The sequence below is a fragment of the Streptomyces sp. NPDC087420 genome, from assembly GCF_044744165.1.
Classification (GTDB): domain Bacteria; phylum Actinomycetota; class Actinomycetes; order Streptomycetales; family Streptomycetaceae; genus Streptomyces.
The window spans coordinates 147,526-173,493 of record NZ_JBIUXU010000009.1 but is presented as its reverse complement, the minus strand read 5'-3'; the positions used below and the strand labels follow the sequence as shown (position 1 = coordinate 173,493).

The following is a 25,968-nucleotide window of genomic DNA, read 5'->3' as shown; positions in this document are numbered from 1 at the left end:
AGATCCACAGCTCCACAGCCTCGGAGTTCCAGAACTCCAGAGCTCCACAGATCCGCAGCTCCACAGATCCGGCGCAGTCCTGAACGCCCCCTACCGCCGCCGCGTCGAGAGGCGCACGCGGCCAGCCTCCAGGAGGATCGCTTGAGCCCGTCCCGCATGTCGCGCACGTCCCGCACGCGCCGCAGTGCCCTCGCTCTCGCACTCTGCGCCGCCACTGTCGCCACCCTGCAAGGGGTGGCGTCGCCGACGGCAGGCGCCGCGCCAACCTCCTCACCGTCCACCTCCACCTCCCCCTCCACGGTCGGCCGCATCGAGGACAGCACGGCCCGCGCCTTCGCCGAGTCGCTCAGCGAGGGGAGTTGGCGGACCCAGGTCCGTACCGCCGCGCTCGCCTCGGACCAGATCGACCTCCGCGCGCTGACCGGCCGGACCACAACCCGGGCCGGCGGCGCCCTGGAACCGGCGATCGCCACCGCCGACCGACGCATCGCGGAGGCCAAGGGCCTGGCCGCCGACACGGGCTCCCTGCTGCGCCTGCGCCTGGCCGCCCCGTCGATGCGGGACGAACTGGTTTCGGGTACGGCCCCGTTGGTCGCGGCGGCCACCACGGACGACAGCGCGGAGACGATCACCGCGTACGACAGCCGGGGCCGCGCCCACACCCTGGACGCCCGACGGACGCCGGACCGCCCGGTCTACGTGGTGGACATCGACGTGTCGCGGGCCATGGCAGCAGGCCTGAAAACGCTCAACAAGGAACTGACAACCCGGGGCCTGACCACCCCCAAGCCCTCCACCGCCCCCAACTCGCCCACCCGGTCGGCGGCGGCAGGCTTCTGGACGACCAAAATCGACTCGGTCCAGCTGTCGAGCGACGAGGAGCCCTGGGTCTCGGGTGACGCCGAGGTCTTCTCGATCGTCAGCGGCTTCGGTTTCGACGGCAAGGTGCGCGTCGACACGGTCGACATGCCGTACCTGGACAACGACGGCACCACGTACTACCCGAACCAGATTCTCGTCAACTGGTCCTCGTACAAGTACAACCTCGCCGACGTGGTGATGATGGAGGACGACGGCGACACCAACTACCAGGCCCTGGCCAAGGCCCTGGCGGACGCCCTCCTCACCATCACCGACCTGGGTGCCTACATCCCGCTGGTGAACGCGATCCTCGACGCGATCCCCGTCTCCTGGTGGACCAACGACCCGGACTACGTGGACTCCTGGTACACCCTGGCCAACACCTCCACAGGCCGCCTCAACGGCGCCCGGGCCAACGGCTGGCTGACGGTGACCCCGTACTTCGTCACCCAGTCCTAGCCCGACTCTCTCCCCCACGGTACGGCGAGAGGGAGGGAAGGGACCGTTCCCCGAGGGCAACGGCCCCTTCCCTCCCTCTCAGAGGGCGATACGTGAGCGCATAGGTGTTTTGTCTTCAGGTGCGGCAGATGATGGGCCGGATGGCGGACCCGAGCCTGGTGGTGCTCGATACGCAGATTGTGCACGCGTCGGCCGGAGTGCCCGCTGTGTCGACGGGACGTGATGCGGCGCAAATGCGCCGAACCGCAAGCTCGGCCTGGCCGTTGACGCGTTGGGGCTGGTAATCGCGGTGGTCGTGGCGGCCGCGTCCGCGCACGAAAACGCCCTCGGGATCGCACTGTTGGACAAGGTCGTCGCCGACACCGACACCGTGGAGAAGGCCCTGGTCGATCAGGGCTTCAAGAACGCTGTCCTCGCGCATGGGGAAGGTGGGCATCGCGGTGGAGGTCGTGGAGCGCAACCCCGCGCAGAGCGGGTTCGTTCCCCGGGCCAAGCGGTGGGTAGGGGAGCGCACCTTAGGGATCTTGATATTTTACCGCAGGCTGGTGCGCGACTACGAGCACCTGCCCCGCAGTTCGGAGTCGCGGGTGTACTGGGCGATGACCGCGGTGATAGTGCGCAGGCTGACCGGGGCGACCACGCCCGCCTGGCGCACCGCATGACCGGCGGGGAGTTGACGCTGCCCGATCCGCAGCCGCCCGCGCCCCCGGCACCGAAACTGCCGGATCATGCGGCCTACCAGCAGATCATGGCGGTGTTCGCCGCCGCTGACCATCCGCTGCGGGCGCGGCAGATCTGCGAGGCGATGGACCTGACGATCGAGCCGAACAACGTCAACAACATTTCGCCTGAAGCTCAAGCGGCTGACCGACCGCGGGATCCTCGTCGAGATCGAGCAGGGCTCGTTCACCCAGCCCCGGCCATAGCCGTCCGCCACCGCCGCGGCCCGCCCGCTCCCTCTGAAGGATCTTGGAGCCTCGCCGTTCGGTTCCTTGTCGCCTTCGAGTGGCTTTGGGTGATTTCTACTGGGCGCCCAGTCGCTTGTTCATCGTGTCGAGTGTCGGCCAGGGAGGTCCGTCGTGCAGTGCGCGCAGGAACGCCTCTCCGTTGAGCCTCCCGTTCGGAAACTCGTCGCCCAGCTCCCAACGCCAGGCTGCGACCATCGCGAGGACGAGCTCGCGGCACTCGTCCAGCAGCCCTTGGTCGAGGTTCGGATAGTGCCCGCAGACCATCTCGGGAGCATGGGCGAGGTCGAACTCGACGGGTCCACGGCAGCACGTCTCAAAGTCGATGAACAACGGGCCGTTTGCCGTGCTGAGCACATTGCCTGGATGCGGCTCGCCGTGGAGCAGTTGCTCCACGGCGCCGCGCTCCTCGATCGCCTTGCGCAGGCTTGCGAGTCTGCCGCTGAGGAAGACGCGCTCTGTGTCGGCGAGCTCCGGCGAACGTTCCGGGTCGGCAACGACGTCTTCTGCCTCCGTGATGCGGCCGGTGAACCGTTGGCTGGGCACCTCGGCCTCGCGCATGCCGGCGTGCAGCCGCTCAAGCGCCTGGGCGTAGTCGACTGGTGACAGGTGAGGTGTCACGGGCTCGTAGTAGATCCACAGCGTCACGGCGAAGCCATCGCGGGTGTACACGACCGGGTCCGCCCGGGGCTCCAGGGGACACACCGGGCTTCCGACCTCGGTGAGCCGCCGAGCGAGCTCGACTTCGAACTGTGCAACCTCTTGCCCCACAGGGGCGACTCGGGCAAAGACGTCGCATGGCGTCAGCCGCAGGGCCAGCTTGTTCGAGTTGTGGAGCACGACTGCGTCGCTGACGGGCAGGCCGAGCGATACGGCGACCGCAGTCGCAGCCGCCTTCGCACGCGTAACGTTGGACATCTCCATTCCCAGATCCTGGCGTACCGGCAGCCGGTAGTCTCCTCGATTTCTGCGTCAGGCGCGGATCCGGCTTGCGCGGCGGCCGCACACGTTCCGGTGACATCCACAGTGACATCGCGTTACATGCCGCCCTCTCAGGAGCGCGGTGATACGCCTTGTTGGCGATGCGCCAGCCGTCGTCGGTGCGGACCAGCAGGAAGACGTCGGTGAACGTGTCCGCGCCGTGCGAGAGCGTCATGGTGGCGGTCGCGACGGTGCCGTGGACCTCTATGGAGTCGATACGGCGGGTGCGGGCCGGCTCGTCCGATGCCGGCCGGCCCTGGAAGAGAGCGCGGTACTCGACATCGCCATCGTCACCGACGCTCCGCCGGGGCTGGCCGTCGACCCACGGGTCGAGCGCCGGTTCCTCGGGCTGGACGAGATGGTCGTCGTCCTGCCCGCCGGCCATCCGCGGGCCGGGCGTGCGCCGGTGCGCATCCAGGCGCTGGCCGACCAGACCTGGGCCGAGGACGACGACGGCTCCGCGGCGCTCCTGCACCAGCACGCCGCCCGCGCCGGAGTCAGCGTCCGCGTCGGCCTCACCGCGGCCGATCTGGCCGGCAAGCTTGCCCTGGTCGCCACCGGTCACGCGATCGCGTTGATCCCCGGAGTGCTGACGAGCGCGCTGCGGGCCGACGTCACCACGGTCGGCCTTGTGGACCCGCCGACCCGCGGCGTCTACGCGATCACGCCGCGCCGTGACCCCCACCCCCGCGCGGCTCCCCTGCTCGAACTACTCGCCGCGGCCTTCGCCTCCATCCGTCCGGCCCGGGCTGCTCACCGGTCCGGCGCGACGGACTGCCACCCCGCCGCACCGGCGCCCCAGGACGACATCACGGAATCCTGACCCGGGATCGTGGCGCTCGGGATGCCTGCGGACCCCAACTGCTGTACGCGCTTCCACAACGACGAAGTCCCGTCCGATCACAGTGATCGAACGGGACTCGTAAACCGCCTACGAGCTAACTCGCGAACGGCCCTTGCAGTGGACCTGAGGGGATTCGAACCCCTGACCCCCTCGATGCGAACGAGGTGCGCTACCAGACTGCGCTACAGGCCCTTGCAACGAGTGAAACCTTAGCACCCCCGTCGCCGTGCCCGGAAATCCGTTGGGGCTGTCGGCGGCTGGTCACAGGGTGGTCGTCACTCGTTGGCCGCTCGGGGGCGGTCGCCCTCCTCGTACTGGTCGAAGAGGGGGGTCCTGCCCCGGTCGCGGGTGCGGCGGGGTGGCGGGGTGCGCTGGGCCGGGGGTGGTGGGGGTGCCTCCGGGGTGGGCTCCGCCGTCGAGGAGCGGGCCGCGCTCCAGGTTTCCGGGTCGCCGACCTCGACGCCGCCGTTCGCGCGGGGGGCGACCGGGGCCGTGACGTACGTCGGGAGCGGGACCGGGACGGGCTCCCAGCTGTCGCCCCGTGCCGGGCCGCGTTCGCGCTGCTGGTCCACCCACTCCGCGTGGTCGGTCTGCTCGACCAGGGCGCGGCGTCCCGCCTCCTGCGGCGAGACCGTCGCGGGGGGTTCCGGGTCCGGGTGGGACGCGGGCGCCTCCTCGTCCGGCTCACCGGCTCCGCCACCCGCGCCGGCGGGCGGCGGCTGGTGGCGGCGCGGGCGGTTCTCCCGCAGGCGCTGCGCCGCCGCCTCGGCCCTGCGCCGGTCCATGGTGAAGGCGAAGCGCCGTCGTTCCTGGCCGCGCAGATGCACGATGTAGACGCTGAGCAGGACCGCCGGGGCTGCCGGTGCCCAGAGGAGTCCCAGGCCTCCCACCGCCGCCACGATCGCGCCGAGCGTGAAGGCCAGGAAGAGGAGGACGGTGGTACGGCGACGGCGCGCGAGGACCTGCGAGCGCTGCGCGCGCCGGGCGCGTTCCGCCGCCGCCCCCGACTGCCGTCCCGCACGCGGACGTACCGCACGGGGACGTACCGCACGCGGGACACGTACCGGACGGGCCGTACGGGACGGGCGGAACGTACGTTCCGGACGGGCGGGCGCGGGCTCCGGGACCGGGGCGTGCACCTGCGCCGGTCCCGATACCTGGGCCGCCGCCTGCCGGGGTGGCGCGAGGCGCTGCGCCGGAGGTCTGGGGTGCGCCTTGGCCTCCCCGCGAAGCTCCGCGGGGATCTCCAGGCGCGCCTCGGTCCGGTCCGGGGGCGCGGAAAAGGCCCGGACGTCGACGGAGCTCATCGACTCCGCCCGATCGTCCGGTTCGACGTCGGAACCCGCCTCCTCGGCGGCGCGTACCTGTAGCTCCTTGGCGTAACGACGCTCCATGGCGCCCCGGCCGGACAGCAACCGGATCGCGGTGCTGAACCGTTCCGTCGGGCGCGCCTCGTTGAGCTCGTCCTGCCTGCGGAGCCACATCGGCACCAAGTAGGCGGCCCAGGCCCCGACGATGACTGCGTAGATGAGGCCGCTGCTGCTCACGGTTCACACCGTAGAGGGGTTCGCGCGAGGGCATCCGCCAATTGGGCCGGTGTGTCGCACGATCTGGCTGATATCACGGACTTTTTTTGTGATTGTTCAGATCGCTTGATGGTCACATCGGACCGAATTCGAACACTTATTTTATTTCCGTGACGTTCCCGGCCTCCGCGCCTGGTGCCAGCGGTGGACCAGCCCCTCCGGGGCCTCCTCCGCCGTGAGTACGTAAATGAGATGGTCCCGCCACGCTCCGTCAATGTGGAGATAGCGCGGGCGCAGCCCCTCCTCGCGGAATCCCAGCTTTTCGACGACGCGGCGGCTGGGCCCGTTCTCCGGGCGAATGCAGATCTCGACGCGGTGCAGCCCCACCGAACGGAAGCAGTGGTCGACCGCCATGGCCACCGCCGTCGGCATGACGCCGCGCCCGGCGACCTCACGGTCCACCCAGTAGCCGACATGCCCCGAGCACATGGAGCCCCAGGTGATCCCGGCGACGGTCAACTGCCCCACCAGCCGCCCCTGGTACTCGATGACAAACGGCAGCATCCGGCCCGCGTTCGCCTCGGCGCGCAGGTGACGGACCATCTGCCGGTACGTGGGCCGCTGGGCGAGCGGCGCACCCGGGGCCGGCGGCGGAATCGTCGCTTCCCAGGGACGCAGCCAGTCGCGGTTACGCCGGTTGACCTCTCGCCAGGCGCGCTGGTCGCGCATCCTTATCGGACGGAGTGTCACGTCTCCGTCCACCAGCAGCACCGGCCAGGAGGGGTTCATCCGGAGGTACGGGGGTGATCGCCGCCGCGGAGCTGGTCCACGGCATGGATGAGCAGCTTGCTGAGGACGGCGAGACCGTCGCGCACGCCGCCGGCCGAGCCCGGCAGGTTGACGATCAGCGTCCGGCCGGCCACGCCCGCGAGCCCGCGCGAGAGCGCGGCGGTGGGGACCTTGGTGGCGCCCTGGGCGCGGATCGCCTCCGGGATGCCGGGGATCTCGTGGTCCAGGAGGCGCCGGGTGACGTCCGGGGTGCGGTCCGTGGGGGAGATGCCCGTACCGCCCGTGGTCAGGATGACGTCGTACGCGGCGGCCACGCCGTCACGCAGCGCCCGCTCGACCGGGTCGCCGTCGGGGACGACCTTCGGGCCCTCGACGGAGAAACCGAGCGCGGTGAGGCCCTCGACCAGGATCGGGCCGCCCGTGTCGGCGTAGACACCGGCGGCGGCGCGGTTGGAGGCGGTGACGACCAAGGCACGGTAGGGGGCGGAGGGGGGAGGGGTGGCGGCCTGGAGTGCGGGATCGTCCGTCATGTCGTACTCCCGTCTCCGGCCCCGCGCGTCCACGTGCCCGACTTGCCGCCGGTCTTCTCCTCGACCCGTACGTCCGTGATCACCGCGCCCTTGTCGACCGCCTTGACCATGTCGACCACCGTGAGCGCGGCCACGGAGACCGCGGTCAGGGCCTCCATCTCCACGCCCGTACGGTCCGTCGTCCTCACCGTCGCCAGGATCTCGACGGCGTCGTCCGCGACCGCCAGGTCCAGCGTGACACCCGAGACGGCGAGCGGATGGCAGAGGGGGATCAGGTCCGGCGTCCGCTTGGCGCCCATGATGCCGGCGATACGGGCCGTGGCGAGAGCGTCCCCCTTGGGCACTCCCCCGCCCCTGAGCAGCTCGACGACGCGCGGCGAGACGAGGACACGTCCGCTGGCGCGGGCGGTGCGCGCCGTGACGTCCTTCGCCGAGACGTCGACCATGCGGGCCGCGCCCGACGCGTCGAGGTGGGTCAGCCCCTCCGTCCGTCCCTCCGCCTGTCCCGACGGAGGGACGGGCGGAGGAGCTGATGGAGGATCTTGCTGAGACGGTCCGGAGGTCTCCCCCCGGTTAAACGCGGTCATTGCTGTGAGCGCTCCCGGTCCGGGCCCGAGAGGGCCTGTGTGGGCTGACACGGTACCGCCACCCCGGGGCGGTCAACCGATCAGGACCACGTCGAGTTCCGTGCCGGGTTCGACCGACACGGCGTCCTCCGGGACCACGGCCAGCGCGTCGGCGTGGGCGAGGGCCGCCACGAGGTGGGACCCGGCGCCGCCGACCGGCGCGATCGTGCCCGCCTCCGCGTCGTACTTCGCCCGCAGGAACTGCCGTCTGCCACTCGGCGAGGTCAGCGGCTTGTCGCTGACCAGCGTCGCGCGGACCGTCTGGCGGTGGACGTCCTCCAGGCCCATCAGGGCGCGGATCGCGGGCCGTACGAACAACTCGAAGGAGACATAACACGAGACCGGATTGCCGGGCAGCGCGAGCAGCGGGACGTGCTCCGCCCCGATCGAGCCGAAGCCCTGGGGCTTGCCCGGCTGCATCGCCAGCTTGCGGAAGTCGATGCCGCTGCCCGGTTCGTCCTCGTCTCCTACGGAGGACAGCGCCTCCTTGACGACGTCGTACGCCCCGACGCTGACGCCGCCCGTGGTGACGAGGAGGTCCGCGCGGATCAGCTGGTCCTCGATGGTGGCGCGGAGCGTCTCGGCGTCGTCCGTGACGGCCCCGACGCGGTACGCGATGGCGCCCGCGTCCCGGGCCGCGGCGGTGAGCGCGAAGCTGTTGGAGTCGTAGATCTGGCCCGTACCCAACTGCTCGCCGGGCTGGACCAGCTCGCTGCCGGTGGACAGGACGACCACGCGCGGGCGCGGCCGTACCCGGACGGAACCGCGGCCGATGGCCGCCAACAGCCCGATCTGCGAGGGGCCGAGCACCGTACCGGCCTTGAGGGCGAGATCGCCGGCCCGTACGTCGCTGCCCTGGGCGCGGACATGGCCGCGGGCCTCGATCGAGCGGTAGACCCGGACCTCGCCGCTCCCCCCGCCCGGTGCGTCGCCCGCGGGGCGCATGGAGGTCGCCGGGCCCTCGCCCGTACCCCCGTCGGTCCACTCGACCGGCACGACGGCCTCGGCCCCCGGCGGGAGCGGGGCGCCCGTCATGATCCGGGCGGTCTCCCCCGGGCCGACCTCGGGCAGATCGCCGCTGCCCGCCGCGACGTCGCCGATGACGGTGAGCACGGCGGGGAACTCGTCCGTGGCGCCCGCCACATCGGCCGTACGGACCGCGTACCCGTCCATGGAGCTGTTGTCGAACGGCGGCAGGGCCACCGGCACCGTGACGTCCTCGACCAGGACGCAGCCCTGGGCGTCGGGCAGTTGCAGCTCGATGGGTTCGAGCGGGTGGATGGCGGCGAGGATGTCCGCGAGGTGCTCGTCCACCGACCACAGCTGCTCGTGGCGGGCCACCGGAGCCGATTCTGCCGTGCTGCTCAAAGCGCTACATCTCCTCGCTGACATAACTGCGGAGCCAGGCGCGGAAGTCCGGGCCCAGGTCTTCACGTTCGCACGCGAGTCTGACAATGGCACGCAGGAAGTCGCCGCGGTCGCCTGTGTCATACCGGCGGCCCTTGAAAATCACACCGTGGACCGGTCCGCCGACCTTCTCGTCCACCGAGAGCTGCTGGAGGGCGTCGGTGATCTGGATCTCACCACCGCGGCCCGGCTCGGTCTTGCGCAGTATCTCGAAGATCGCGGGATCGAGCACGTAGCGGCCGATGATCGCGTAGTTGCTCGGCGCGTCGGCCGCGTCGGGCTTCTCGACCAGGTCGTGGACCTTGACCACGTCACTGTCGCCCGTGGGCTCCACGGCGGCGCAGCCGTAGAGGTGGATCTGCTCGGGGTCGACCTCCATGAGGGCGATGACGCTGCCGCCCTCGCGCTCCTGGATCTCCATCATGCGCGACAGCAGGGGGTCGCGCGGGTCGATCAGGTCGTCGCCCAGCAGGACGGCGAAGGGCTGGTCGCCCACGTGCGGCGCGGCGCACAGGATGGCGTGGCCGAGGCCCTTGGGGTCGCCCTGGCGCACGTAGTGCATGGTGGCGAGTTCGCTGGACTCCTGGACCTTCGCGAGCCGTTCGGCGTCGCCCTTGCGGGTGAGGGCTCCCTCCAGCTCGTAGTTGCGGTCGAAGTGGTCCTCAAGGGCGCGCTTGTTGCGGCCGGTGATCATGAGCACGTCGGACAGGCCGGCGGCCGCCGCCTCCTCGACCACGTACTGGATCGCGGGCTTGTCGACCACCGGCAGCATCTCTTTGGGAGTGGCCTTGGTGGCGGGGAGGAACCGGGTGCCGAGGCCTGCGGCGGGGATGACAGCCTTGGTGATCCGGGAGGGCGACTGAGTCATACGGATAACCCTATCCGGTGGGCTATGCGCGGAAGATGATGCTCCGGTTAACTTTCGCCGCACCTATGGGTGTACATCCGCAATCGAGAGGTTTGTGATGTCCGGTGCCGCATGAGATGTCCGGAAAGGCCTCCGTACGGAGTGAACTCCTCGCCGCGAGAGCCCTGCTGTCCAGTGAAGACGCGCAAAAGGCCGCGTCGGTTCTCGCGCGGCGGGCCGGGGATCTGGCCGAGCTGGCCGGGGCCCGTACGGTCGCCGCGTACGTCTCCGTCGGACGCGAACCCGGCACACGCGTGCTGCTCGACATACTGCGCGCGCGGGGCGTCGACGTGCTCCTGCCGGTGCTGCGCGCGGACAACGACCTCGACTGGGCGCGGTACGAGGGGGCGGAGCGTCTCGTACGCGCGGGGCGGGGCCTGTGGGAGCCGGGCGGGACTCCGCTCGGCCTGGACGCCGTGCTGGCGGCGGAGGCCGTGCTGCTGCCGGGACTGGCGGTGGACACACGCGGGATGCGACTGGGGCGGGGCGGTGGCTCGTACGACCGGGTCCTCGCCCGGCTGGAGCGGGCCGGCGCCACACCCACGCTGGCCGTCCTGCTGTACGACGACGAGGTGGTCGCGCGGGTCCCGGCGGAGCCGCACGACCGTCCCGTACACGCGGTGGTGACGCCCGGAAGTGTCAGGCACTTCACCGGCGGCCGTCCTTGATGGTGCTCGACAGTGCTTGATGGCGCTTGATGGTGTTGACGGCGCTTGACGGCGCGAGGGGGATGGAGCGGGTGGCTGCCGCCCCCTCGTAGAGGGGGCGGCCTCCGGACCGGCCGTTGATACCGCTGAGACCGGCGTTACGGATTCAGCGTCAGGGTGTCGGTCGTGCTGCGTTCGACGGCGTTGGGCGTGTACGACCAGTCGAGCAGCTCGCCCTTGGCCCACTTGTCCGTCTGGTCGCTGTAGTGCGCGTTGTACGCGTGTCCCGACGCGCCCGTCAGGTTGATCCAGCGGGACTTGTCCCAGTCGCCGACGTTGACGACCATCCGCATCGACGGGACCCAGATGACGTCGTAACCGCCTGCCGCGTTCCACCCCGTCGCGTCGACCGCCGCCTCGCCGCCACCCAGGTTCCACGGGCCGCGGTTCAGTATGAACTTCAGGACGCCGGGGCCGTCGGTGCCGAGGGTCTGGTTCTTGAGGTTCAGCTGGTGCAGTCGGCCCCAGTTCCAGGAGGAGACGTCCTTGCCGAGCGCGGCGGTCAGCTCCCAGCGGGCGTCCGTCATGGCACGGGCGAGCAGCTGGTCACGGGTCTTCGTCGCGCTGTCCCGGCGGCCGCCGGCGGCGCTCCACCACGCGTTCTTGTCGTCCTTGATGATGTTGCGCACGACCTCCAGCCAGCGGTCCCCGCCGTCCGGCTGCGCCGAGTCCGGGTCGCGCTGGCCGCACTCCCGCACCGCGCGTGTGTCGAGGTCGTCCACCGGGCCGGTGTTGTCGGCGGGCGCGACGGTGAGGCAATCGCCCTTGGCGCGCAGCTCCTTCGGCAGCTTGTTGCCAAAGGCGAGCTTGAGGACGTTGCGCCAGACCGCATTGAAGTAGGCGGCCGCGGCGGAGTCCGGTTCCTGGGTGCCGTCCCAGCCTTCGAGGAGCTTCTGCGCCTCGCGGACGGAGGGGTCCGAGACATCGATCTTGAGCAGATAGCTCTTCAGCAGCGTCCAGGCCTGGCTGCTGTTGTCCATCTGCATGGTCTGCATGTCATCGGTCGAGATCTTGCCGCCGTCCTTGGTCTTCGACTCGATGAGGTCGTTGATCCGCTGGCTCCGGGCGCCGTAGCCCCAGTCCTCGGTCAGCGTGTACGGATACTTCTTCGCGTCTATCACGGCCTGGTTGGCGGTGACGATGTACCCGCGCTTGGGGTTGTACTCGTACGGCAGCTGGTCGAACGGGATCGGGTCCTTCTCCCAGTTCGCCTTCGGGTCCCAGCCGGGGGCCGGCGTCCTGCCGTCGAAGCCCTTGGGGCGGATCGGGATCGTGCCCGGCGCCTGGTAGCCGATGTTGCCCTTGGTATCGGCGTAGATCAGGTTCTGCGAGGGGACCTCGAAGTGCGAGGCGGCCTTGCGGAACTGGTTCCAGTCCGCGGCCTTGTCCAGTTCGAAGACCGCGTCCATGGACTTGCCCGGTTCCAGCGCGGTCCATTTGAGGGCGACCGCGTAGCCGGTGCCTCTGTCGGGCGCGAGATTGCCCACCGGGGCCTTGTCGCCGACCTTCTCCAGCTCGGTGTCGCGGTCGGACACGAGGGGGCCGTTGTTGGTCTCGCGGATGGTGATCTTCCTGCTGGGGCCGCCGGCGACCTTGATTGTCTCCTCGCGCGTGACAAAGCGCTTCTCGCCGTCCCCGTACAGGTACGAGTCGCCGTTCACCTTCTCCAGGTAGAGGTCGGTCACGTCGGCGCCGAGGTTGGTGAAGCCCCAGGCGATGTTCTGGTTGTGGCCGATCACGACGCCCGGCATGCCGGAGAAGGTGTAGCCGGCGACGTCGTACTGGCACTTCGGCGAGACGCTGCGGCAGTGCAGGCCCATCTGGTACCAGAGGGACGGCATCTGGGGCGCGAGGTGCGGGTCGTTGGCGAGGAGCGGCTTGCCCGTCGTCGTGAGGGAGCCCGAGACGACCCAGGAGTTGGAGCCGATGCCGCTGCCGCTGGGGCCGAGCAGGGCCGGGATCTCGTCGAGGGTGCTGGAGAGGGAGCCGAGCTGGGAGGCCAGGGCCTGGGTGGCGGCGGCGGGGCTGCCCGGGTCGGCGGGATCGCCGCCGCTGTTGGTGCTGATGCCGGTCCCGGTGCCTGTCTCCGTACCGGTCCCTGTGCCTATGCCTGTGCCCGTACCGTCTCCGACACCAGTGCCGGTGCCGTCCCCGGTGCCCGTGCCAACGCCCGTGCCGTCGCCGGTGCCCGTGCCGTCGCCGGTGCCGCCGAGCTGGTCCGTCGCCGGGGCCTTGGGGTCGTACTTCCCGGTGAGGGGATCGATCCCACCCTCGTCCACGATCGGCGCGTTCCGGTCGTACGGGTACTCCGGGTACAGGTCGGCGATCTGCTTCGCGCTCAGCCGGCTTGTCATCAGTGAACGGTCGATCTCGTCCTGCATGTTGCCGCGCAGGTCCCAGGACATCGCCTTGAGCCAGGCCACCGAGTCGACCGGCGACCACTTCTCGGGCTTGTAGTCGTTCGTGAAGCTCAGCGCCGCGTACTCGACGGAGATGTCCTTGCCGTCACGCCCCTTGAGGTAGGCGTTGACGCCCTCCGTGTACGACTGGAGGTTCTTCTTCGTCTCCGCCGACAGCTGGGTGTCGTACTCCTGCTGCGCCACCCGGCGCCAGCCGAGCGTGCGGAGGAAGGCGTCGGTCTTCACCTGCCCCTTGCCGAACATCTCGGAGAGGCGGCCGGACGTCAGGTGACGCCGGACGTCCATCTCCCAGAAGCGGTCCTGCGCCTGAACGTAACCCTGGGCGCGGAACAGGTCGGCGTCGGTGTCCGCGTAAATCTGCGGGACGCCGTAACTGTCCCGTCTGACGTCCACGGAGCCGGACAGGCCCTTGAGCTGGACGGACCCCGTGGTCTGGGGGAAGGAGGCGCGGACCGTACTCACACCCCAGTACGCGCCGAAACCGACACCCGCAACGAGCGCCAGCACCAGCACGATCAGGATCAGACGGGCGCGTCGCCCCTTCTTTTTGGCGGAAGGGGGGGCTGTGTTGGCGGGCATCGCTGTCCTTCGAGGGGCAGGGTGGTCCTGGGAATGCTGGAGCAACCATAGGCGCAGCGCTTCAACGATCAGGACTCGGTGTCATGTAGTGCGACTGATCAGACGATCACACAAGGGTGAGGGGCGCGTGAGGCGGCATAGGGGGTGGCGCTCGTACTGACGATCGAGCGCGTCAAGAAAACGTTAAAGATTAGGTAAGGTAACGAAGTACCCGCTGCCGGAGGAACGATCCGGCGAGCACGAGGGGAAGGATCGGCCGCTGACTGTCCACCAGCTCAATGAACTCCTGCTCATCTGCTCCCTCGTGCTGCTGATCGCGGTCGCGGCCGTACGGATCTCGTCCCGCAGCGGCCTCCCCAGCCTGCTGTTGTATCTGGGCATCGGGATCGCCATAGGCCAGGACGGGATCTTCAACGTCAAGTTCGACAACGCCGAACTGACGCAGGTCATCGGCTATGCCGCGCTGGTCGTCATCCTGGCCGAGGGCGGTCTGGGCACGAAGTGGAAAGAGGTCGCGCCCGCGCTGCCCATGGCGGTGGTCCTGTCGACCGTCGGCGTCGCGGTGAGCATCGCGGTGACCGCCACCGCCGCGCACTATCTGGTCGGCCTGGAGTGGCGGGCGGCGCTGATCATCGCCGCCGTCGTCTCCTCGACGGACGCGGCCGCCGTCTTCTCCGTGCTGCGCAAGGTGCCCCTGCCGACCCGGGTGACCGGGGCGCTGGAGGCCGAGTCCGGCTTCAACGACGCCCCCGTGGTGATCATCGTGGTGGCGCTCTCCGCGTCCGGTCCGGTGGAGCACTGGTACGTCCTGGTCGGCGAGATCGCGATGGAGCTGGCCATCGGCGCCTTCATCGGGCTCGCGGTCGGCTGGGTCGGTGCTCTCTGTCTGCGGCATGTGGCGCTTCCCGCCTCCGGTCTCTATCCGATCGCCGTGATGGCCATCGCTGTCTCCGCGTACGCGATCGGTGCCACGGCCCACGGCAGTGGCTTCCTCGCCGTCTATCTCGCCTCCGTCGTCCTCGGGAACTCCCGCCTGCCCCACGCCCCCGCCAACCGCGGCTTCGCCGAAGGGCTCGGCTGGATCGCGCAGATCGGCATGTTCGTCCTGCTGGGACTCCTGGTGACGCCCCACGAACTGGGCCACGACTTCTGGTCCGCCGTGATCGTCGGCCTGGTGCTGACCGCCGTGGCCCGCCCGCTGTCGGTCCTGGTGAGCCTCGCGCCCTTCCGTGTCCCCTGGCAGGAAGGGGCGTTGATGTCCTGGGCGGGGCTGCGCGGAGCCGTGCCCATCATCCTGGCGACCATCCCGATGGTGTCCGAGATCGAGGGCAGCAAGCGGATCTTCAACATCGTCTTTGTCCTTGTCGTCGTGTACACGCTGGTGCAGGGGCCGACCCTGCCCTGGTTGGCCAAGGCACTGCGGCTGGGCGGCTCTTCCGACGCCGCCGACCTGGGGATCGAATCGGCGCCGCTGGAGCGGCTGCGGGGGCATCTCCTCTCCGTGGCGATCCCCGCCCGGTCGAAGATGCACGGCGTGGAGGTCGCGGAGCTGCGGCTGCCCGCCGGGTCCGCCGTGACCCTGGTCGTACGGGACGGGACGAGCTTCGTCCCCCTGCCGTCGACCGTGCTGCGCCGGGGCGACGAGCTGCTGGTCGTCGCGACGGACCCGGTGCGGGACGCGGCGGAACGGCGGCTGCGGGCGGTCGGACAGGGCGGAAAGCTCGCCGGATGGCTGGGGACGAACGCGGGCGTCTGAGCGCTGATCCACCGGGGATCGCGGGACAGCCCTTGGCAATCCCAGGCACACCCCAGGGCCACCGGGGGTTTCCCAGCCGCCACAAAGCTCCTACCTGTACGATGAAGGCGTACTTGATCGACCACCTCTGCCTGACGCAGAGCTGGCGCGACCGTATGGCGGCCGTGGAGCCCCCCACCGTGGGCCCCGGTATCTACCGCAGATCCGCGCAAGAGGACAGCTCTCGGCCGCCCCCGCACTCGCGGGGGCCCGCTACCAGGCGGCAGAAAGGCACGGACCGTGTCCCACACGGTCGACACCGCCGGGCGGACCTCGGACGCCGATACCGCCGCGGCACCCCGCCCCGGATACGGGCGGCTGCTGCGTACCCCCGGCGCCTGGACCTTCCTGCTGCCCGGCTTCGCCGCCCGGCAGCCGTTCGCGATGCTGACGATCGGCATCGTCCTGCTTGTCGAGCACACCTCCGGTTCGTACGGGACGGCGGGCGCCGTGGCCGCCGTCACCGGTGTCTCGATGGCGCTGTTCGCACCCCAGGGCGGCAAGCTCGCCGACCGCTTCGGCCAGCGCGCGGTCCTCGTACCGGGCGTACTCGTCCACGCCGCGTCCGTCACGGCGCTGATCGCCCTGGCGCTGGCCGGCGCCCCGCTGTGGGCCCTGTTCGCGGCAGCCGTCCCCACCGGCGCCTCCGTCCCGCAGATCGGTCCCATGGTGCGGTCGCGCTGGGCCGCCGTCCTCGGGAAGGGGAACGGGTCTTCGCTGCTGCCGACAGCGGCCGCCTTCGAATCCGTGACGGACGAGTTCACCTTCGTCATCGGTCCGGTGCTCGCGACGGCGCTGGCCACTGGCGTCCACCCGGCGGCCGGCCTGATCGCGGAAGGTGCGCTGACGCTCGTCGGCGGCCTGCTCTTCGCGGCCCAGCGGGGCACCCAGCCCCGGACCGCGGGACAACGTCACCGGGACGCCGCGGGCGCCCCGGCCCGGCCGCGCACCTCGGCGCTCTCCGTGCCGGGCATTCCGGTCCTCGCCGTGGCCTTCCTCGGCATCGGGTCGGTCTTCGGCGGTATGCAGGTCTCCCTGACGGCGTTCGCCGAGGAGATCGGGAAGCCCGGGAGCAACGGTGTGCTGTACGGCATCTTCGCGGCCGGCAACATGCTGGCCGGGATCGTGTGCGGCGCCGTGGCCTGGAAGGTGGGCCCGCGCCGCAGGCTGCTGGTCGCGTACGCGGCGCTGACGCTGACCGCCTCCGCGCTGTGGGCTGTGCATTCCGCTCCTCTTCTCGCCGGACTGGGTCTGCTGGTGGGTCTGTGCATCGCGCCCGCGCTGATCACGGGCTACACGCTGGTCGAGTCGCTGGTGCCCGCGGAAGCGCGCACCGAGGCCTTCACCTGGCTCACCGGAGCCGTGGCCCTCGGCCAGGCGGCGGCGGTCACCGTCGCCGGACAGCTCGCCGACGCGCACGGCGCGAGCGCCGGATTCCTGGTGCCGCTCGTCGGTACGGCACTGGCTCTGGCGACGCTGGCGGCACTGCGCTCACGGCTCTCGCCGAAGGGCCCCGGACGCGTCGCGGCGCGTGGGATGAGTCACCGCGTGCCGGTGACAGTGGACTGAACTCTCGGAATACGTCACTATGGAGCGTCGTTAGCACTCATTGAGTGAGAGTGCCAGGAGGAACAAGTGCCGACCTACCAGTACCAGTGCACCCAGTGTGGCGAGGGCCTCGAAGCGGTGCAGAAGTTCACCGATGACGCCCTCACCGTGTGCCCCACCTGCGAGGGACGCCTGAAGAAGGTGTTCTCCGCGGTCGGCATCGTCTTCAAGGGCTCCGGGTTCTACCGGAACGACAGCCGCGGCTCGTCGTCCAGCAGCGCACCGGCGTCGGCGGGCTCTTCCACCTCGGGCTCCGCCGCCACGAAGTCGTCGTCGGACGCCAAGTCCTCGACAGCGGCCTCGTCGTCGTCCTCCGGCTCCTCGTCGGGCTCCTCGGGCTCCAGCGGCTCGTCGAGCGGATCGGGCTCCGGTTCCGGCTCGTCGAGCAGCTCCAGCGGCTCCTCGGCCGCCTGATCCCTCCTTCTCCAGGGCCCCGCCGTCACTGACGGCCGGGGTCCTTGGCGTGTGCCTCTGCGGCTAATGTGATCGCCATGGCGAACGCAGAGATCGGCGTGATCGGTGGGTCGGGTTTCTACTCCTTCCTGGAGGAAGTGACCGAGGTCGAGGTGGACACTCCCTATGGAGCGCCCAGCGATTCCCTCTTCCTCGGCGAGATCGCCGGCCGGCGGGTCGCGTTCCTTCCCCGGCACGGACGCGCCCACAACCTGGCGCCCCACCGCATCAACTACCGCGCCAATCTCTGGGCGCTGCGATCTGTCGGTGTGAAGCAGGTCCTCGGCCCGTGCGCGGTGGGCGGCCTGGTGCCGGAGTACGGACCGGGCACGCTGCTCGTACCCGACCAGCTGGTGGACCGTACGAAGGCGCGGACGCAGACGTACTACGACGGGGTGCCGCTGCCCGACGGCAGCGCGTCCAAGGTCGTCCACATCTCGCTCGCCGACCCCTACTGCCCGGAGGGCCGTAAGTCCGCGCTGGCGGCGGCGCGCCGGCACGCGTGGGAGCCGGTGGACGGCGGAACGCTGGTGGTCATCGAGGGACCTCGTTTCTCCACTCGGGCGGAATCCCGGTGGCATGCGGCGATGGGCTGGTCTGTGGTCGGGATGACGGGACATCCCGAGGCGATCCTGGCTCGTGAACTCGGCCTCTGCTACACCTCCATGACGCTCGTGACGGACCTGGACGCGGGAGCCGAGACGGGTGAGGGCGTTTCCCACGAAGAGGTGCTGAGAGTGTTCGCTTCCAACGTGGACCGGCTGCGCACCGTCTTGTTCGACGCAGTGGGCGGACTGCAGGCGAGCGAGACCCGGAACTGTTTGTGTGCGCATGCGCTCGACGGAATCGACACTGGTCTGAAACTGCCCTGACCAAAACCGCGCCAATCGGCCTGACGGCCGAACCACCCGCGTGAGTGGCCGAGTTATCCACAATCGGCGGGCCGTCCACAGGCCGCGGCAGGATCGCCGCGGACCGTGGATCGTGAGGAGCGACCGCAGAAACTCCTCACGACTGGCGGTGGTTGCCATGTCCCGTTCGTCCGCGCACGATCACTCCGCTCCTCACTCCTGCTCTCCCCTGTCCCGCCCGCCCTCGCCGGCCCCGGCATCGCTGCCCGCGCCCACCGGCTCGTCGGCGCCCGATCTCCGCGGCGTGCCGGCTTTCGAGCCCCTGCGGGTGGGCGGCCCGCGCCACCGGCTGAGCCGGGCGCTGCGCAGGCGGCGGCGTGTGATGGCGGCCGGCCTGGCCATGACCGCGGCGGCCCTGGCCGCCGGCGGTGCGGGCGGCTCGGTGGGGGTCACGGGGGACACCAGGTCCCGAGGCGACAACGCGGCCGGTGTGCCGGACGGCGCCCCGCCGCACGGAACCTCACCGCCTCGGGCGTCCGCCGCAGGTCGTCGCGCCCCCGTCGAGATGGCGTCCGCGCCCGTGCGGATCGCCGACGCGGCCACGGTCCGGCTCCTGCGGCGCGGCGACCGCGTCGATGTGATCGCCACGCCCACGGCCGGGCCCGACGGGGCGGAAGAGAGCGCCGGGGCCCGCGTGGTGGCGGCGGGTGCCCGGGTGACGGAGATCCCCGACCCCACGGGCGGGGACGGGGAAACGGACCGGCAGACGCCGGCGGAGGCCGGAGCCCTGGTCGTTCTGTCCGTGCCGCGTGCCACCGCCGCCGAGCTGGCCGGGGCGGGCGCGGTGTCCCCCTTGGCGGTGACACTGTGCTGAGTCGTACTGACGAGCTGGCGGGTCGCCTGTTCGCGTGTGCGGATTGGACAGCACGGGCACGCGCTGTCGTAGGTTGCGGGGCAGTTGGTCATCCGTACCGCAGATATGAAGAAGGGCTCACTCGTGAGCAAGGACAAGGAGAGCGTGCTGGCGGGCTTCAAAGCCTTCCTGATGCGCGGGAACGTGATCGACCTCGCGGTCGCGGTGGTCATCGGAGCGGCGTTCACGAACGTGGTGAACTCGGTCGTGAAGGGCGTCATCAACCCCCTGGTCGGCGCGTTCGGCACGAAGGACCTGAACAGGTACCACTCGTGCCTCAAGTCGCCGTGTTCGACGGACGAGGCGGGCAACGTCGTCGAGGGCATCCCGATCATGTGGGGAACGGTCGTCAGCTCGGTCCTGACCTTCGTGATCACGGCGGCCGTCGTCTATTTCCTGATGGTGCTGCCGATGTCCAGGTTCCTTGCCCGGCGGGCCAAGAACCAGGCCGCCAAGGAAGAGGTGAAGGAAGTCCTGGAGGTGAGCGAGCTGGAGGTGCTGAAGGAGATCAGGGACGCCCTCGTGTCCCAGCGCGGCCCGGGCAACGGCGTACCCACCACCCGCAGCGCGCCCTAGCCGTCCGCCGCCGGAGCGCGCCCGGCGGTCCGGATCAGATGTGGTGGGGCGGCTTCTCGTCCAGGAAACGGGCCAGGTCGGCGGCGCTGTCGCCGCCCCCGGCGGGCCGCTCTCCCCAGCCACCGTCCGTGTCGTCCGAGGACTGCTGGTCCAGCGGATCGTCGAAGACGAGCCCCTGGGTCGGGCGGGGCGGCTTCGGACGGGACGGCCGGGACTGCTCCGCGGCCGGCTCGGGGGTGGGGGCAATGCTCATACCTCCAGGGTACGGTCACCGCCGTCCCACCCGGATCGGCGGCCGGGCAGACCCGTGCGCGCGTCCGGCCCGGCCACCGGGGCCCCCTCTGCTGTGCTGGGCGCATGATGTCGACCAACGCAGCAGGCCCTCTGCGCAGGATGACCGCGCGCGGCCGGGACGAGACGCATCGGACCGCCACACCGCTGGAGCTCTTCTTCGACCTGTGCTTCGTGGTGGCGGTCGCGCAGGCCGGACTGCAACTGGTGCACGCGCTCGCCGAAGGCCACCCGGGCACCGGGATCATCGGCTACCTCTTCGTCTTCTGGGGAGTGTGGTGGGCCTGGATGAACTTCACCTGGTTCGCCTCGGCCTACGACTGCGACGACGTCCCGTACCGGATCGCGACGCTGGTGCAGATCTGCGGGGTGCTGATCTACGCGGCGGGCGTGCCCCGCGCCTTCGCGGACAACGACTGGGTCGTCACCGTCATCGGATATCTGGTGATGCGGGTGGCGCTGACCGGGCAGTGGCTGCGGGCGGCAGCCTCCGAGCCCGCGGGGCCGGCCAGGACGGCCGCGCTGCGCTACGCGGTCGGGCTGGTGATCTGTGAGGGGGCGTGGGTGGCGCTCCTGGCCGCGCCGGAGGGTATGCGGCGCTGGCTGTTCGTCGTGGTCGGGGTGGCCGAGCTGCTGGTGCCGGTGATCGCGGAGCGAGCGCATGAGACGCCCTGGCATCCGCATCACATCGTCGAGCGCTACGGGCTGTTCACGCTGATCGTCCTCGGCGAGACGATGTCGGCCGCGACCGTCGCCGTCCAGTCGGCGCTCGACGAACACGAAGCCGTCGGAAAGCTGCTGCCCATCGCGGGCGGGGGCATCCTGCTCGTCTTCGCCGCCTGGTGGATCTACTTCGCGGTCCCCGCGCACCAACGGCTGACCAGCAACAGGGAAGCCCTCCCGTGGGGATACGGTCACTTCGTGATCTTCGGGTCGGCCGCGGCCATCGGGGCGGGACTGGAGGTCGCGGTGGAGCACGCGGTGGGGAAGGCGCACGTCTCGACGGCGGCGGCGTCGGCCGCCGTGACCATCCCGGCCGCGCTGTTCGTGATCACGGTGTGGGCCCTGCACGCGAGGCACTTCAAGACGGGTACGGCGCAGCAGCTCGTGCTTCCGGGCGCGGCGGTGGTGATCATCGGTTGTACGTTCGCGGGGGTGTGGGCAGTCCTCTCCGCGGGGGTGGTGGCAGCGATGGCGGTCGCCGTGGGAGTGACGCTCGCCGCGCGGTCCGCGCGCGTGGCCGGATTCTGAGGAAGGGAACGATGCTCATGGCAGCCAACGACGCACTGACCGATGTGGCCGGACTGCGGGTCGGCCACGCCCAGGTGGCGGGGGCGCTGGCCCTCACCGGCACCACCGTGGTCCTCGCGCCGGAGGGCGGGGTGGTGGCGGGGGTGGACGTACGGGGCGGCGGGCCGGCCACCCGGGAGACCGATGCCCTGGATCCGCGCAACATCGTGCGGCGTATCGACGCCGTCGTGCTGTCGGGCGGCAGCGCGTTCGGGCTCGACTCCGCGTCCGGGGTGATGGCGTGGCTGGAGGAGCGGGGGCGCGGGGTGCGGGTCGGGCCCGATCCCGCCCAGGTGGTGCCGGTCGTCCCGACCGCCGGCATCTTCGATCTGGGCCGCGGGGGCGGCTGGCTGATCCGCCCGGACGCGGCGACCGGACGCGCCGCGGTGGAGGCGGCGGATGCCACCGCGAGCGGGGCGCCGGTCGCCGAGGGCGGGGTGGGCGCGGGTACGGGCGCCCTTGTCGGCCCCCTCAAGGGCGGGGTCGGCACGGCGAGTACGGTCCTGGACTCCGGGATCACCGTCGCCGCGCTGGTCGTGGCCAACGCGGCGGGCTCCGCGGTCGATCCGCTGACCGGGGTGCTGTACGGGCGGTATTTCGACGGCCCGGTGGCGTACCCGCCGGCCGAGGTCCACGAGGCGGCCCGGCAGCGCCTGGCCGAATTGCGCGAGCGGAGCGGGCCGCCGCCCCTCAACACCACGCTCGCCGTCGTCGCCACCGACGCCGGACTGACCCGGGCGGAGGCGCAGAAGCTCGCGGGGACGGCGCACGACGGCATCGCGCGCGCCGTCCGTCCCGTACACCTGCTCAACGACGGCGACACGGTCTTCGCCCTCGCGACGGGCGACCGTCCCCTCGCCGACGACGAGCCGCTCGCCCTCAACGAGGTGCTCGCCGCCGGGGCCGACGTCGTGACCAGGGCGATCGTGCGGGCCGTGCTGGCCGCGGAGAGCGTTGAGGGGCCGGGCGGAATGTTTCCCTCCTACCGGGAGTTGTACGGGCTCGACCGGCCTGTGGGCCAACGGAGTTGAGGGGGCGCGCATGAACCACGCGAACGCGCCGATAGTTTTCATAAACTTGGGACGCAATGTCACCCCCAGGGACTACGTTATGCAATCACCAAGTGACATGTGGCGACGGCCTGGAGACCCAACTTGAACGATCCGCATGAGACAACCGAGACGCACCTCGAGCGACTCCTGGGTCGGGCACTCAACTCCTTCGACCTTCCCGACGCACTGGTCGAGCGGCTCGATTCGGCGTTGGCGCACGCCAGTTCGCTGTGTTCCGCCCACCACAGTGCCGGACTGCACCGCGAGACGTACCGACACTCCTACCTGCTCACCGACGGCAGCACCATGACGCTCTGGGAGCTGGTGCACAACACCGGGCGCGGCGGTGCGCAGCTCCACGAGCTGTACGCCGACGAGGACGAGGCGCAGCTGGCCGCGTCGCGGCTGTGCCGTCCCGGCAGCCCCGAGGCACCTCGGCTCGGGTCGCCGGATCCCCTCGTGTCCGCCGGGCCGCCGCCACTCGACGACTTCGACCTCGCCCTCCTGGACCGCCTGCTGGCCACGCCGCCGACGCCTGCGCCTCGCATGTACGTCCCGGACAACTCCCCGGACCACGCCCGCCGGGTCCTGCGCCGCGCGGAGAACGCGGACCGGCCGGGCGAGGAGACGGCTCGGCTGCTGCGGACGGCTTTCGCCCACCACATCACGCAGGTGTTCGGGCGGCAGTGCCAGGTGGAGGGCAAGGACGCGGGGTTCATGCTGTACGAGCACGCGTTCTTACTCGTTGACGGCAGTGAGATGAGCCTGTGGGAGGTCGAGCACACGGCGACGCCGGACGGGCGCCACATGTGTGAGGTGTACGGGGCGGAGCGGACGGCGCGCGACGTGATGGAGGCGAGGGCGCGGGTCCGCTAGGCCGCGGTGGAGTGGGCGTGGCGTTGCTGGCCTCCGCGGCGCGCTCGGCCTCGCGGCCGGCCCGTTGTCCTCAATCGCCGGACGGGCTTGATTGTGGCGTCTGCCCGGTGCGCGGGCGCGGCTTACTGATGTCCTCAAACGCCGGACGGGCTGGATGGTGCCCCTGCGCGGCGGGCACGCGCGGGTCACTGCGTCCTCAAACGCCGGACCGGCTTAGAGACCCGGGGTGGGCCGGGTTGTTTTGGCGCGGGCCTGGAAGGGGGACGGGCAGGGGTCGTGTCCGGAACGTAGAGCGTGTTTTGTGTCGCATGGCGACCGTCACGCAATTCGGAGTTGCTGAACGCGACGTAAAACATGCAGTGCAGGACACGGCCCCTGCCCGGCCCCCGGCAACCGGCCTGCGGATAAAAGCCGGCCCGCAGCGGGCAAAACCAAGCCCGTCCGGCGCTTGAGGACAAAAAGCCCGGCCGCCAAGGCCGTCGTTCAGGAGGCGCTCGCGTGGACCGTTCTGCCGACATCACCACCCTGTGGGACTACCACCGCATGCGCCACGCACCCCACCCCGTCGACGTAGCAGTCGGGCTCGGGAGTCATGATCTTGGCGTTGCCGCGCACTGCGCCGCGTTGTATCGCGCCGGGCTCTTCACGACCCTGTTGTTCACCGGCGGCAACAGCCCCGGCACCCTCGCCTGGTTCCCCCGCGGAGAGGCAACGCACTTCCGCGAGCACGCGATCGCGCTCGGCGTCCCGGACGAGGCGATCCTCGTGGAGCCGCGCGCGGCCAACACCGGGGAGAACATCGCGTTCTCGCGCGACCTGCTGGCCGCCGCCGGGATCGTGCCGCGAAGCGTGTTGCTCGTCTGCAAGCCGTACATGGAGCGCCGCGCCTACGCCACCACCCGGAAGCTGTGGCCCGAGGTCGAGGTGACCTGCGCCTCGGTACCGTTGGAGTTCGACGCGTACGTGAAGACCATCGGGGACGAGAAGTTGGTCGTGGACATGCTCGTCGGCGATCTTCAGCGCGTGATCGAGTATCCGAAGCGCGGGTTCGCCGTCGAGCAGGACGTGCCGGAGGAGGTGCTCGCCGCGTACGCGTCCCTCGTGGACGCGGGCTTCGACGGGCACCTCCTCAGAGGGGCAGTAACGGACGGCGCCTAGCGCTCAGCGCCCGCGCTTCGCGCCTTCGAGGGCAGCGCGAACATCACCGCGAAGATCAGCGTCATGACGCCCACCACCCACCAGAGCGCGTTCTGGAAGCCGTCCGTGAACGCGGTGGCCACAGCGGCCGGGGCGGCCGTCGTACCCACCTTGTCGTCCACCACGCCGAAGAAGACCACCGACACCAGCCCGAGCCCCAGCGCGTTGCCCATCTGCTGGGTGGTGTTGATCAGCCCGGACGCCGAGCCGGAGTGTTCGCGGGGTACTTCGGACAGCACCGCGTCCGTCAGCGGCGCCACGATCAGGCCCATCCCGATCCCCATGACCATGAGCGGCAGGATCATCTGCCAGGAGTGGATCTGCGTGCCGTAGCGCGCCGCCTCGCCGATGTAGAGCAGCACGCCCAGGATCATCGTCAGCGCACCCGCCTGGAGCACCTTGCGCCCGAAGCGCGGCACCAGGACCTGGACCGAGAGACCGGCGGCCACCGACACCGCGACGGAGAACGGCAGACCCGTCAGGCCGGCGCGCAGCGGGGTCCAGCCGAGGCCGATCTGCATGTACAGCGTCCAGACCAGGAAGAAGATGCCCAGGGCGACACCGAAGGTGAGCTGTACGGCGATGCCCGCGCCGAAGCTCTTGACCTTGAACAGCGACAGTTCGACAAGCGGCGACCCGTCCTTGCGCGTCTTGTACTTCTCGTACGCCACAAACGCGCCGAAGACGACCAGGCTGCCCGCCATGCACAGGTGGCCCCAGAGCGGCCACCCCAACTCACGTCCCCGTGTGAGGGGATAGATCAGCATCAGCAGGCCCGCCGTCACCAGCACGACGCCGACGAGGTCGAGACGCAGCGCCTTGGGCGCCTTGGACTCGGTGATGAACTTCCGGCCCAGCAGCACCCCGGCTATCCCGACCGGCAGGTTGATCAGGAAGATCGGGCGCCATTCGAGGCCGAACAGGTTCCACTGCGTGAGCAGCGCCCCCAGCAGCGGCCCCGAGACCGCGCCCAGCCCGATGATCGCGCCGAACATCCCGAAGACCTTGCCGCGTTCGTGCGCCGGGAAGGTGGCGTGGATGATCGCCAGCACCTGAGGCACCATCAGCGCGGCCATCGCGCCCTGGAGGAGGCGGGAGGCGACGAGCATGTCCGGGTTCACCGCGAACCCGCAGAGCGCGGACGCGACGGTGAAGCCGGTGATACCCACGAGGAAGAGCCGCTTGCGGCCGTAGATGTCACCGAGCCGGCCGCCCGTGATCAGCCCGGCCGCGAAGGCCAGCGCGTATCCGGCGGTGATCCACTGGATCGCCCCGAAGGAGGTCGACAGGTCCCGTTCGATGCTCGGGACGGCGATGTTGACGATGGTGACGTCGACCAGGTCCATGAAGGCCGCGGTCATGACGACCGCCAGCGCCAGCCAGCGGCGCCGGTCGCCCGCGGGGCCGGTGAGTCCGCCGTCGGCCGAGCTGGGGTGGCCGGTGTCCCCGGGATCGGTGACAGCTC

Annotated in this window: 24 protein-coding genes, 1 tRNA gene and 2 pseudogenes; 13 read left to right on the top strand and 14 right to left on the bottom strand. The window is 70.4% G+C overall.

The features are described from left to right. The first annotated feature begins 156 nt into the window (after nt 1–156). Nucleotides 157–1,320 (top strand): DUF3103 family protein, encoded by a 1,164-nt coding sequence (locus ACIO1C_RS20295; RefSeq protein WP_401865457.1) that lies wholly within the window; start codon nt 157–159, stop codon nt 1,318–1,320. 115 nt (nt 1,321–1,435) lie between these two features. Here the strand turns inward: ACIO1C_RS20295 and ACIO1C_RS20290 are convergent, their stop codons facing one another. The 4 genes and pseudogenes from ACIO1C_RS20290 to ACIO1C_RS20275 all read right to left on the bottom strand — a co-directional run. Then, nucleotides 1,436–1,741, bottom strand: a complete 306-nt coding sequence (locus ACIO1C_RS20290) for a hypothetical protein (RefSeq protein ID WP_401865455.1) — start codon at nt 1,739–1,741, stop codon at nt 1,436–1,438. Nucleotides 1,742–1,873: 132 nt separating this feature from the next. Next, nucleotides 1,874–2,050, bottom strand: a complete 177-nt coding sequence (locus tag ACIO1C_RS20285; RefSeq protein ID WP_401865453.1) for a hypothetical protein — start codon at nt 2,048–2,050, stop codon at nt 1,874–1,876. Nucleotides 2,051–2,342: 292 nt separating this feature from the next. Then, on the bottom strand, nt 2,343–3,209 hold the full coding sequence (locus ACIO1C_RS20280) for a phosphotransferase family protein (protein ID WP_401865451.1): 867 nt from the start codon (nt 3,207–3,209) through the stop codon (nt 2,343–2,345). 133 nt (nt 3,210–3,342) lie between these two features. After that, a pseudogene (locus ACIO1C_RS20275) lies at nt 3,343–3,543 on the bottom strand (nuclear transport factor 2 family protein); the annotation flags it as partial. Between ACIO1C_RS20275 and ACIO1C_RS20270 the strand changes: the two are divergent. Beyond that, a pseudogene (locus ACIO1C_RS20270) lies at nt 3,541–4,089 on the top strand (LysR substrate-binding domain-containing protein); the annotation flags it as partial. The pseudogenes ACIO1C_RS20275 and ACIO1C_RS20270 sit on opposite strands and share 3 nt — an antisense overlap. A gap of 139 nt (nt 4,090–4,228) precedes the next feature. On the opposite strand, the gene ACIO1C_RS20265 reads toward ACIO1C_RS20270, so the two are convergent. The 7 genes from ACIO1C_RS20265 to galU form a co-directional block, all read right to left on the bottom strand. Next, a tRNA-Ala gene (locus ACIO1C_RS20265) sits at nt 4,229–4,302 on the bottom strand. Between the two features lie 83 nt (nt 4,303–4,385). Continuing rightward, nucleotides 4,386–5,657, bottom strand: a complete 1,272-nt coding sequence (gene glpR / locus ACIO1C_RS20260) for a gephyrin-like molybdotransferase receptor GlpR (protein WP_401865449.1) — start codon at nt 5,655–5,657, stop codon at nt 4,386–4,388. Nucleotides 5,658–5,798: 141 nt separating this feature from the next. Then, complete coding sequence (locus ACIO1C_RS20255) at nt 5,799–6,425, bottom strand: GNAT family N-acetyltransferase (protein ID WP_161312720.1); 627 nt, start codon at nt 6,423–6,425, stop codon at nt 5,799–5,801. Further along, nucleotides 6,422–6,955 carry a molybdenum cofactor biosynthesis protein B gene (locus tag ACIO1C_RS20250; protein WP_401865447.1) on the bottom strand — a complete coding sequence of 178 codons (534 nt, stop codon included), beginning with the start codon at nt 6,953–6,955 and terminating at the stop codon, nt 6,422–6,424. Before ACIO1C_RS20250 ends, ACIO1C_RS20255 begins: the two co-directional genes overlap by 4 nt. Further along, on the bottom strand, nt 6,952–7,542 hold the full coding sequence (gene moaC, locus ACIO1C_RS20245; RefSeq protein WP_401865445.1) for a cyclic pyranopterin monophosphate synthase MoaC: 591 nt from the start codon (nt 7,540–7,542) through the stop codon (nt 6,952–6,954). Before moaC ends, ACIO1C_RS20250 begins: the two co-directional genes overlap by 4 nt. Before the next feature lie 72 nt (nt 7,543–7,614). Continuing rightward, complete coding sequence (glp, locus tag ACIO1C_RS20240) at nt 7,615–8,973, bottom strand: gephyrin-like molybdotransferase Glp (protein ID WP_401865444.1); 1,359 nt, start codon at nt 8,971–8,973, stop codon at nt 7,615–7,617. After that, nucleotides 8,954–9,856, bottom strand: coding sequence for a UTP--glucose-1-phosphate uridylyltransferase GalU (galU, locus tag ACIO1C_RS20235; RefSeq protein WP_401865442.1), 903 nt, complete (start codon nt 9,854–9,856; stop codon nt 8,954–8,956). Before galU ends, glp begins: the two co-directional genes overlap by 20 nt. Nucleotides 9,857–9,972: 116 nt before the next feature. On the opposite strand from galU, the gene ACIO1C_RS20230 reads away from it, so the two are divergent. Then, a complete protein-coding gene (locus ACIO1C_RS20230; RefSeq protein WP_401865440.1) occupies nt 9,973–10,563 on the top strand; it encodes a 5-formyltetrahydrofolate cyclo-ligase in 591 nt (196 codons plus the stop codon). A gap of 137 nt (nt 10,564–10,700) precedes the next feature. On the opposite strand, the gene ACIO1C_RS20225 is transcribed toward ACIO1C_RS20230, so the two are convergent. Beyond that, on the bottom strand, nt 10,701–13,601 hold the full coding sequence (locus tag ACIO1C_RS20225; protein WP_401865438.1) for a penicillin acylase family protein: 2,901 nt from the start codon (nt 13,599–13,601) through the stop codon (nt 10,701–10,703). A 214-nt stretch (nt 13,602–13,815) separates the two neighbouring features. Between ACIO1C_RS20225 and ACIO1C_RS20220 the strand changes: the two genes are divergently transcribed. The 6 genes from ACIO1C_RS20220 (at nt 13,816) to mscL (ending at nt 19,797) form a co-directional block, all read left to right on the top strand. Further along, nucleotides 13,816–15,357, top strand: a complete 1,542-nt coding sequence (locus ACIO1C_RS20220) for a potassium/proton antiporter (protein ID WP_401865803.1) — start codon at nt 13,816–13,818, stop codon at nt 15,355–15,357. A 279-nt stretch (nt 15,358–15,636) separates the two neighbouring features. Beyond that, entirely contained in the window at nt 15,637–16,965 is a 1,329-nt protein-coding gene (locus tag ACIO1C_RS20215) for an MFS transporter (protein WP_401865436.1), read from the top strand. Nucleotides 16,966–17,031: 66 nt separating this feature from the next. Beyond that, nucleotides 17,032–17,418: an FmdB family zinc ribbon protein gene (locus tag ACIO1C_RS20210; RefSeq protein ID WP_401865434.1), complete on the top strand. Its 387-nt coding sequence runs from the start codon at nt 17,032–17,034 to the stop codon at nt 17,416–17,418. A gap of 77 nt (nt 17,419–17,495) precedes the next feature. Next, complete coding sequence (locus ACIO1C_RS20205) at nt 17,496–18,329, top strand: S-methyl-5'-thioadenosine phosphorylase (RefSeq protein ID WP_401865432.1); 834 nt, start codon at nt 17,496–17,498, stop codon at nt 18,327–18,329. A gap of 283 nt (nt 18,330–18,612) precedes the next feature. Next, nucleotides 18,613–19,182, top strand: a complete 570-nt coding sequence (locus tag ACIO1C_RS20200; RefSeq protein WP_401865430.1) for an RcpC/CpaB family pilus assembly protein — start codon at nt 18,613–18,615, stop codon at nt 19,180–19,182. 123 nt (nt 19,183–19,305) lie between these two features. Next, nucleotides 19,306–19,797, top strand: coding sequence for a large conductance mechanosensitive channel protein MscL (mscL, locus tag ACIO1C_RS20195; protein ID WP_401865428.1), 492 nt, complete (start codon nt 19,306–19,308; stop codon nt 19,795–19,797). Between the two features lie 34 nt (nt 19,798–19,831). On the opposite strand, the gene ACIO1C_RS20190 is transcribed toward mscL, so the two are convergent. Further along, entirely contained in the window at nt 19,832–20,050 is a 219-nt protein-coding gene (locus tag ACIO1C_RS20190; RefSeq protein ID WP_401865426.1) for a hypothetical protein, read from the bottom strand. Between the two features lie 104 nt (nt 20,051–20,154). Here ACIO1C_RS20190 and ACIO1C_RS20185 point away from each other — a divergent pair, with 104 nt between their 5' ends. From ACIO1C_RS20185 to ACIO1C_RS20170, 4 genes are all read left to right on the top strand, one after another. Continuing rightward, the gene (locus ACIO1C_RS20185) at nt 20,155–21,339 is read left to right on the top strand and encodes a low temperature requirement protein A (protein WP_401865424.1); all 1,185 of its coding nucleotides are present in this window, start codon (nt 20,155–20,157) and stop codon (nt 21,337–21,339) included. A 17-nt stretch (nt 21,340–21,356) separates the two neighbouring features. Continuing rightward, nucleotides 21,357–22,409, top strand: coding sequence for a P1 family peptidase (locus ACIO1C_RS20180; RefSeq protein ID WP_401865422.1), 1,053 nt, complete (start codon nt 21,357–21,359; stop codon nt 22,407–22,409). A 123-nt stretch (nt 22,410–22,532) separates the two neighbouring features. Beyond that, nucleotides 22,533–23,306 (top strand): DUF6227 family protein, encoded by a 774-nt coding sequence (locus tag ACIO1C_RS20175; protein WP_401865420.1) that lies wholly within the window; start codon nt 22,533–22,535, stop codon nt 23,304–23,306. A 543-nt stretch (nt 23,307–23,849) separates the two neighbouring features. After that, a complete protein-coding gene (locus ACIO1C_RS20170) occupies nt 23,850–24,464 on the top strand; it encodes a YdcF family protein (protein WP_401865801.1) in 615 nt (204 codons plus the stop codon). Here ACIO1C_RS20170 and ACIO1C_RS20165 read toward each other — a convergent pair. Continuing rightward, on the bottom strand, nt 24,461–25,864 hold the full coding sequence (locus ACIO1C_RS20165; RefSeq protein WP_401865799.1) for an MFS transporter: 1,404 nt from the start codon (nt 25,862–25,864) through the stop codon (nt 24,461–24,463). The genes ACIO1C_RS20170 and ACIO1C_RS20165 overlap by 4 nt on opposite strands. Between the last annotated feature and the right edge of the window lie 104 nt (nt 25,865–25,968).

What these genes read in the sequence shown, in the direction of transcription:
- ACIO1C_RS20295 (WP_401865457.1), top strand. Translation starts at nt 157, where the DNA reads ATGTCGCGCACGTCCCGCACGCGCCGCAGTGCCCTCGCTCTCGCACTC.
- ACIO1C_RS20290 (WP_401865455.1), bottom strand. Translation starts at nt 1,741, where the DNA reads ATGCGCGAGGACAGCGTTCTTGAAGCCCTGATCGACCAGGGCCTTCTC.
- ACIO1C_RS20285 (WP_401865453.1), bottom strand. Translation starts at nt 2,050, where the DNA reads ATGATCCGGCAGTTTCGGTGCCGGGGGCGCGGGCGGCTGCGGATCGGG.
- ACIO1C_RS20280 (WP_401865451.1), bottom strand. Translation starts at nt 3,209, where the DNA reads ATGGAGATGTCCAACGTTACGCGTGCGAAGGCGGCTGCGACTGCGGTC.
- ACIO1C_RS20255 (WP_161312720.1), bottom strand. Translation starts at nt 6,425, where the DNA reads ATGAACCCCTCCTGGCCGGTGCTGCTGGTGGACGGAGACGTGACACTC.
- ACIO1C_RS20250 (WP_401865447.1), bottom strand. Translation starts at nt 6,955, where the DNA reads ATGACGGACGATCCCGCACTCCAGGCCGCCACCCCTCCCCCCTCCGCC.
- moaC (WP_401865445.1), bottom strand. Translation starts at nt 7,542, where the DNA reads ATGACCGCGTTTAACCGGGGGGAGACCTCCGGACCGTCTCAGCAAGAT.
- glp (WP_401865444.1), bottom strand. Translation starts at nt 8,973, where the DNA reads ATGTCAGCGAGGAGATGTAGCGCTTTGAGCAGCACGGCAGAATCGGCT.
- galU (WP_401865442.1), bottom strand. Translation starts at nt 9,856, where the DNA reads ATGACTCAGTCGCCCTCCCGGATCACCAAGGCTGTCATCCCCGCCGCA.
- ACIO1C_RS20230 (WP_401865440.1), top strand. Translation starts at nt 9,973, where the DNA reads ATGTCCGGAAAGGCCTCCGTACGGAGTGAACTCCTCGCCGCGAGAGCC.
- ACIO1C_RS20225 (WP_401865438.1), bottom strand. Translation starts at nt 13,601, where the DNA reads ATGCCCGCCAACACAGCCCCCCCTTCCGCCAAAAAGAAGGGGCGACGC.
- ACIO1C_RS20205 (WP_401865432.1), top strand. Translation starts at nt 17,496, where the DNA reads ATGGCGAACGCAGAGATCGGCGTGATCGGTGGGTCGGGTTTCTACTCC.
- ACIO1C_RS20190 (WP_401865426.1), bottom strand. Translation starts at nt 20,050, where the DNA reads ATGAGCATTGCCCCCACCCCCGAGCCGGCCGCGGAGCAGTCCCGGCCG.
- ACIO1C_RS20185 (WP_401865424.1), top strand. Translation starts at nt 20,155, where the DNA reads ATGATGTCGACCAACGCAGCAGGCCCTCTGCGCAGGATGACCGCGCGC.
- ACIO1C_RS20180 (WP_401865422.1), top strand. Translation starts at nt 21,357, where the DNA reads ATGGCAGCCAACGACGCACTGACCGATGTGGCCGGACTGCGGGTCGGC.
- ACIO1C_RS20170 (WP_401865801.1), top strand. Translation starts at nt 23,850, where the DNA reads ATGCGCCACGCACCCCACCCCGTCGACGTAGCAGTCGGGCTCGGGAGT.
- ACIO1C_RS20165 (WP_401865799.1), bottom strand. Translation starts at nt 25,864, where the DNA reads ATGACCGCGGCCTTCATGGACCTGGTCGACGTCACCATCGTCAACATC.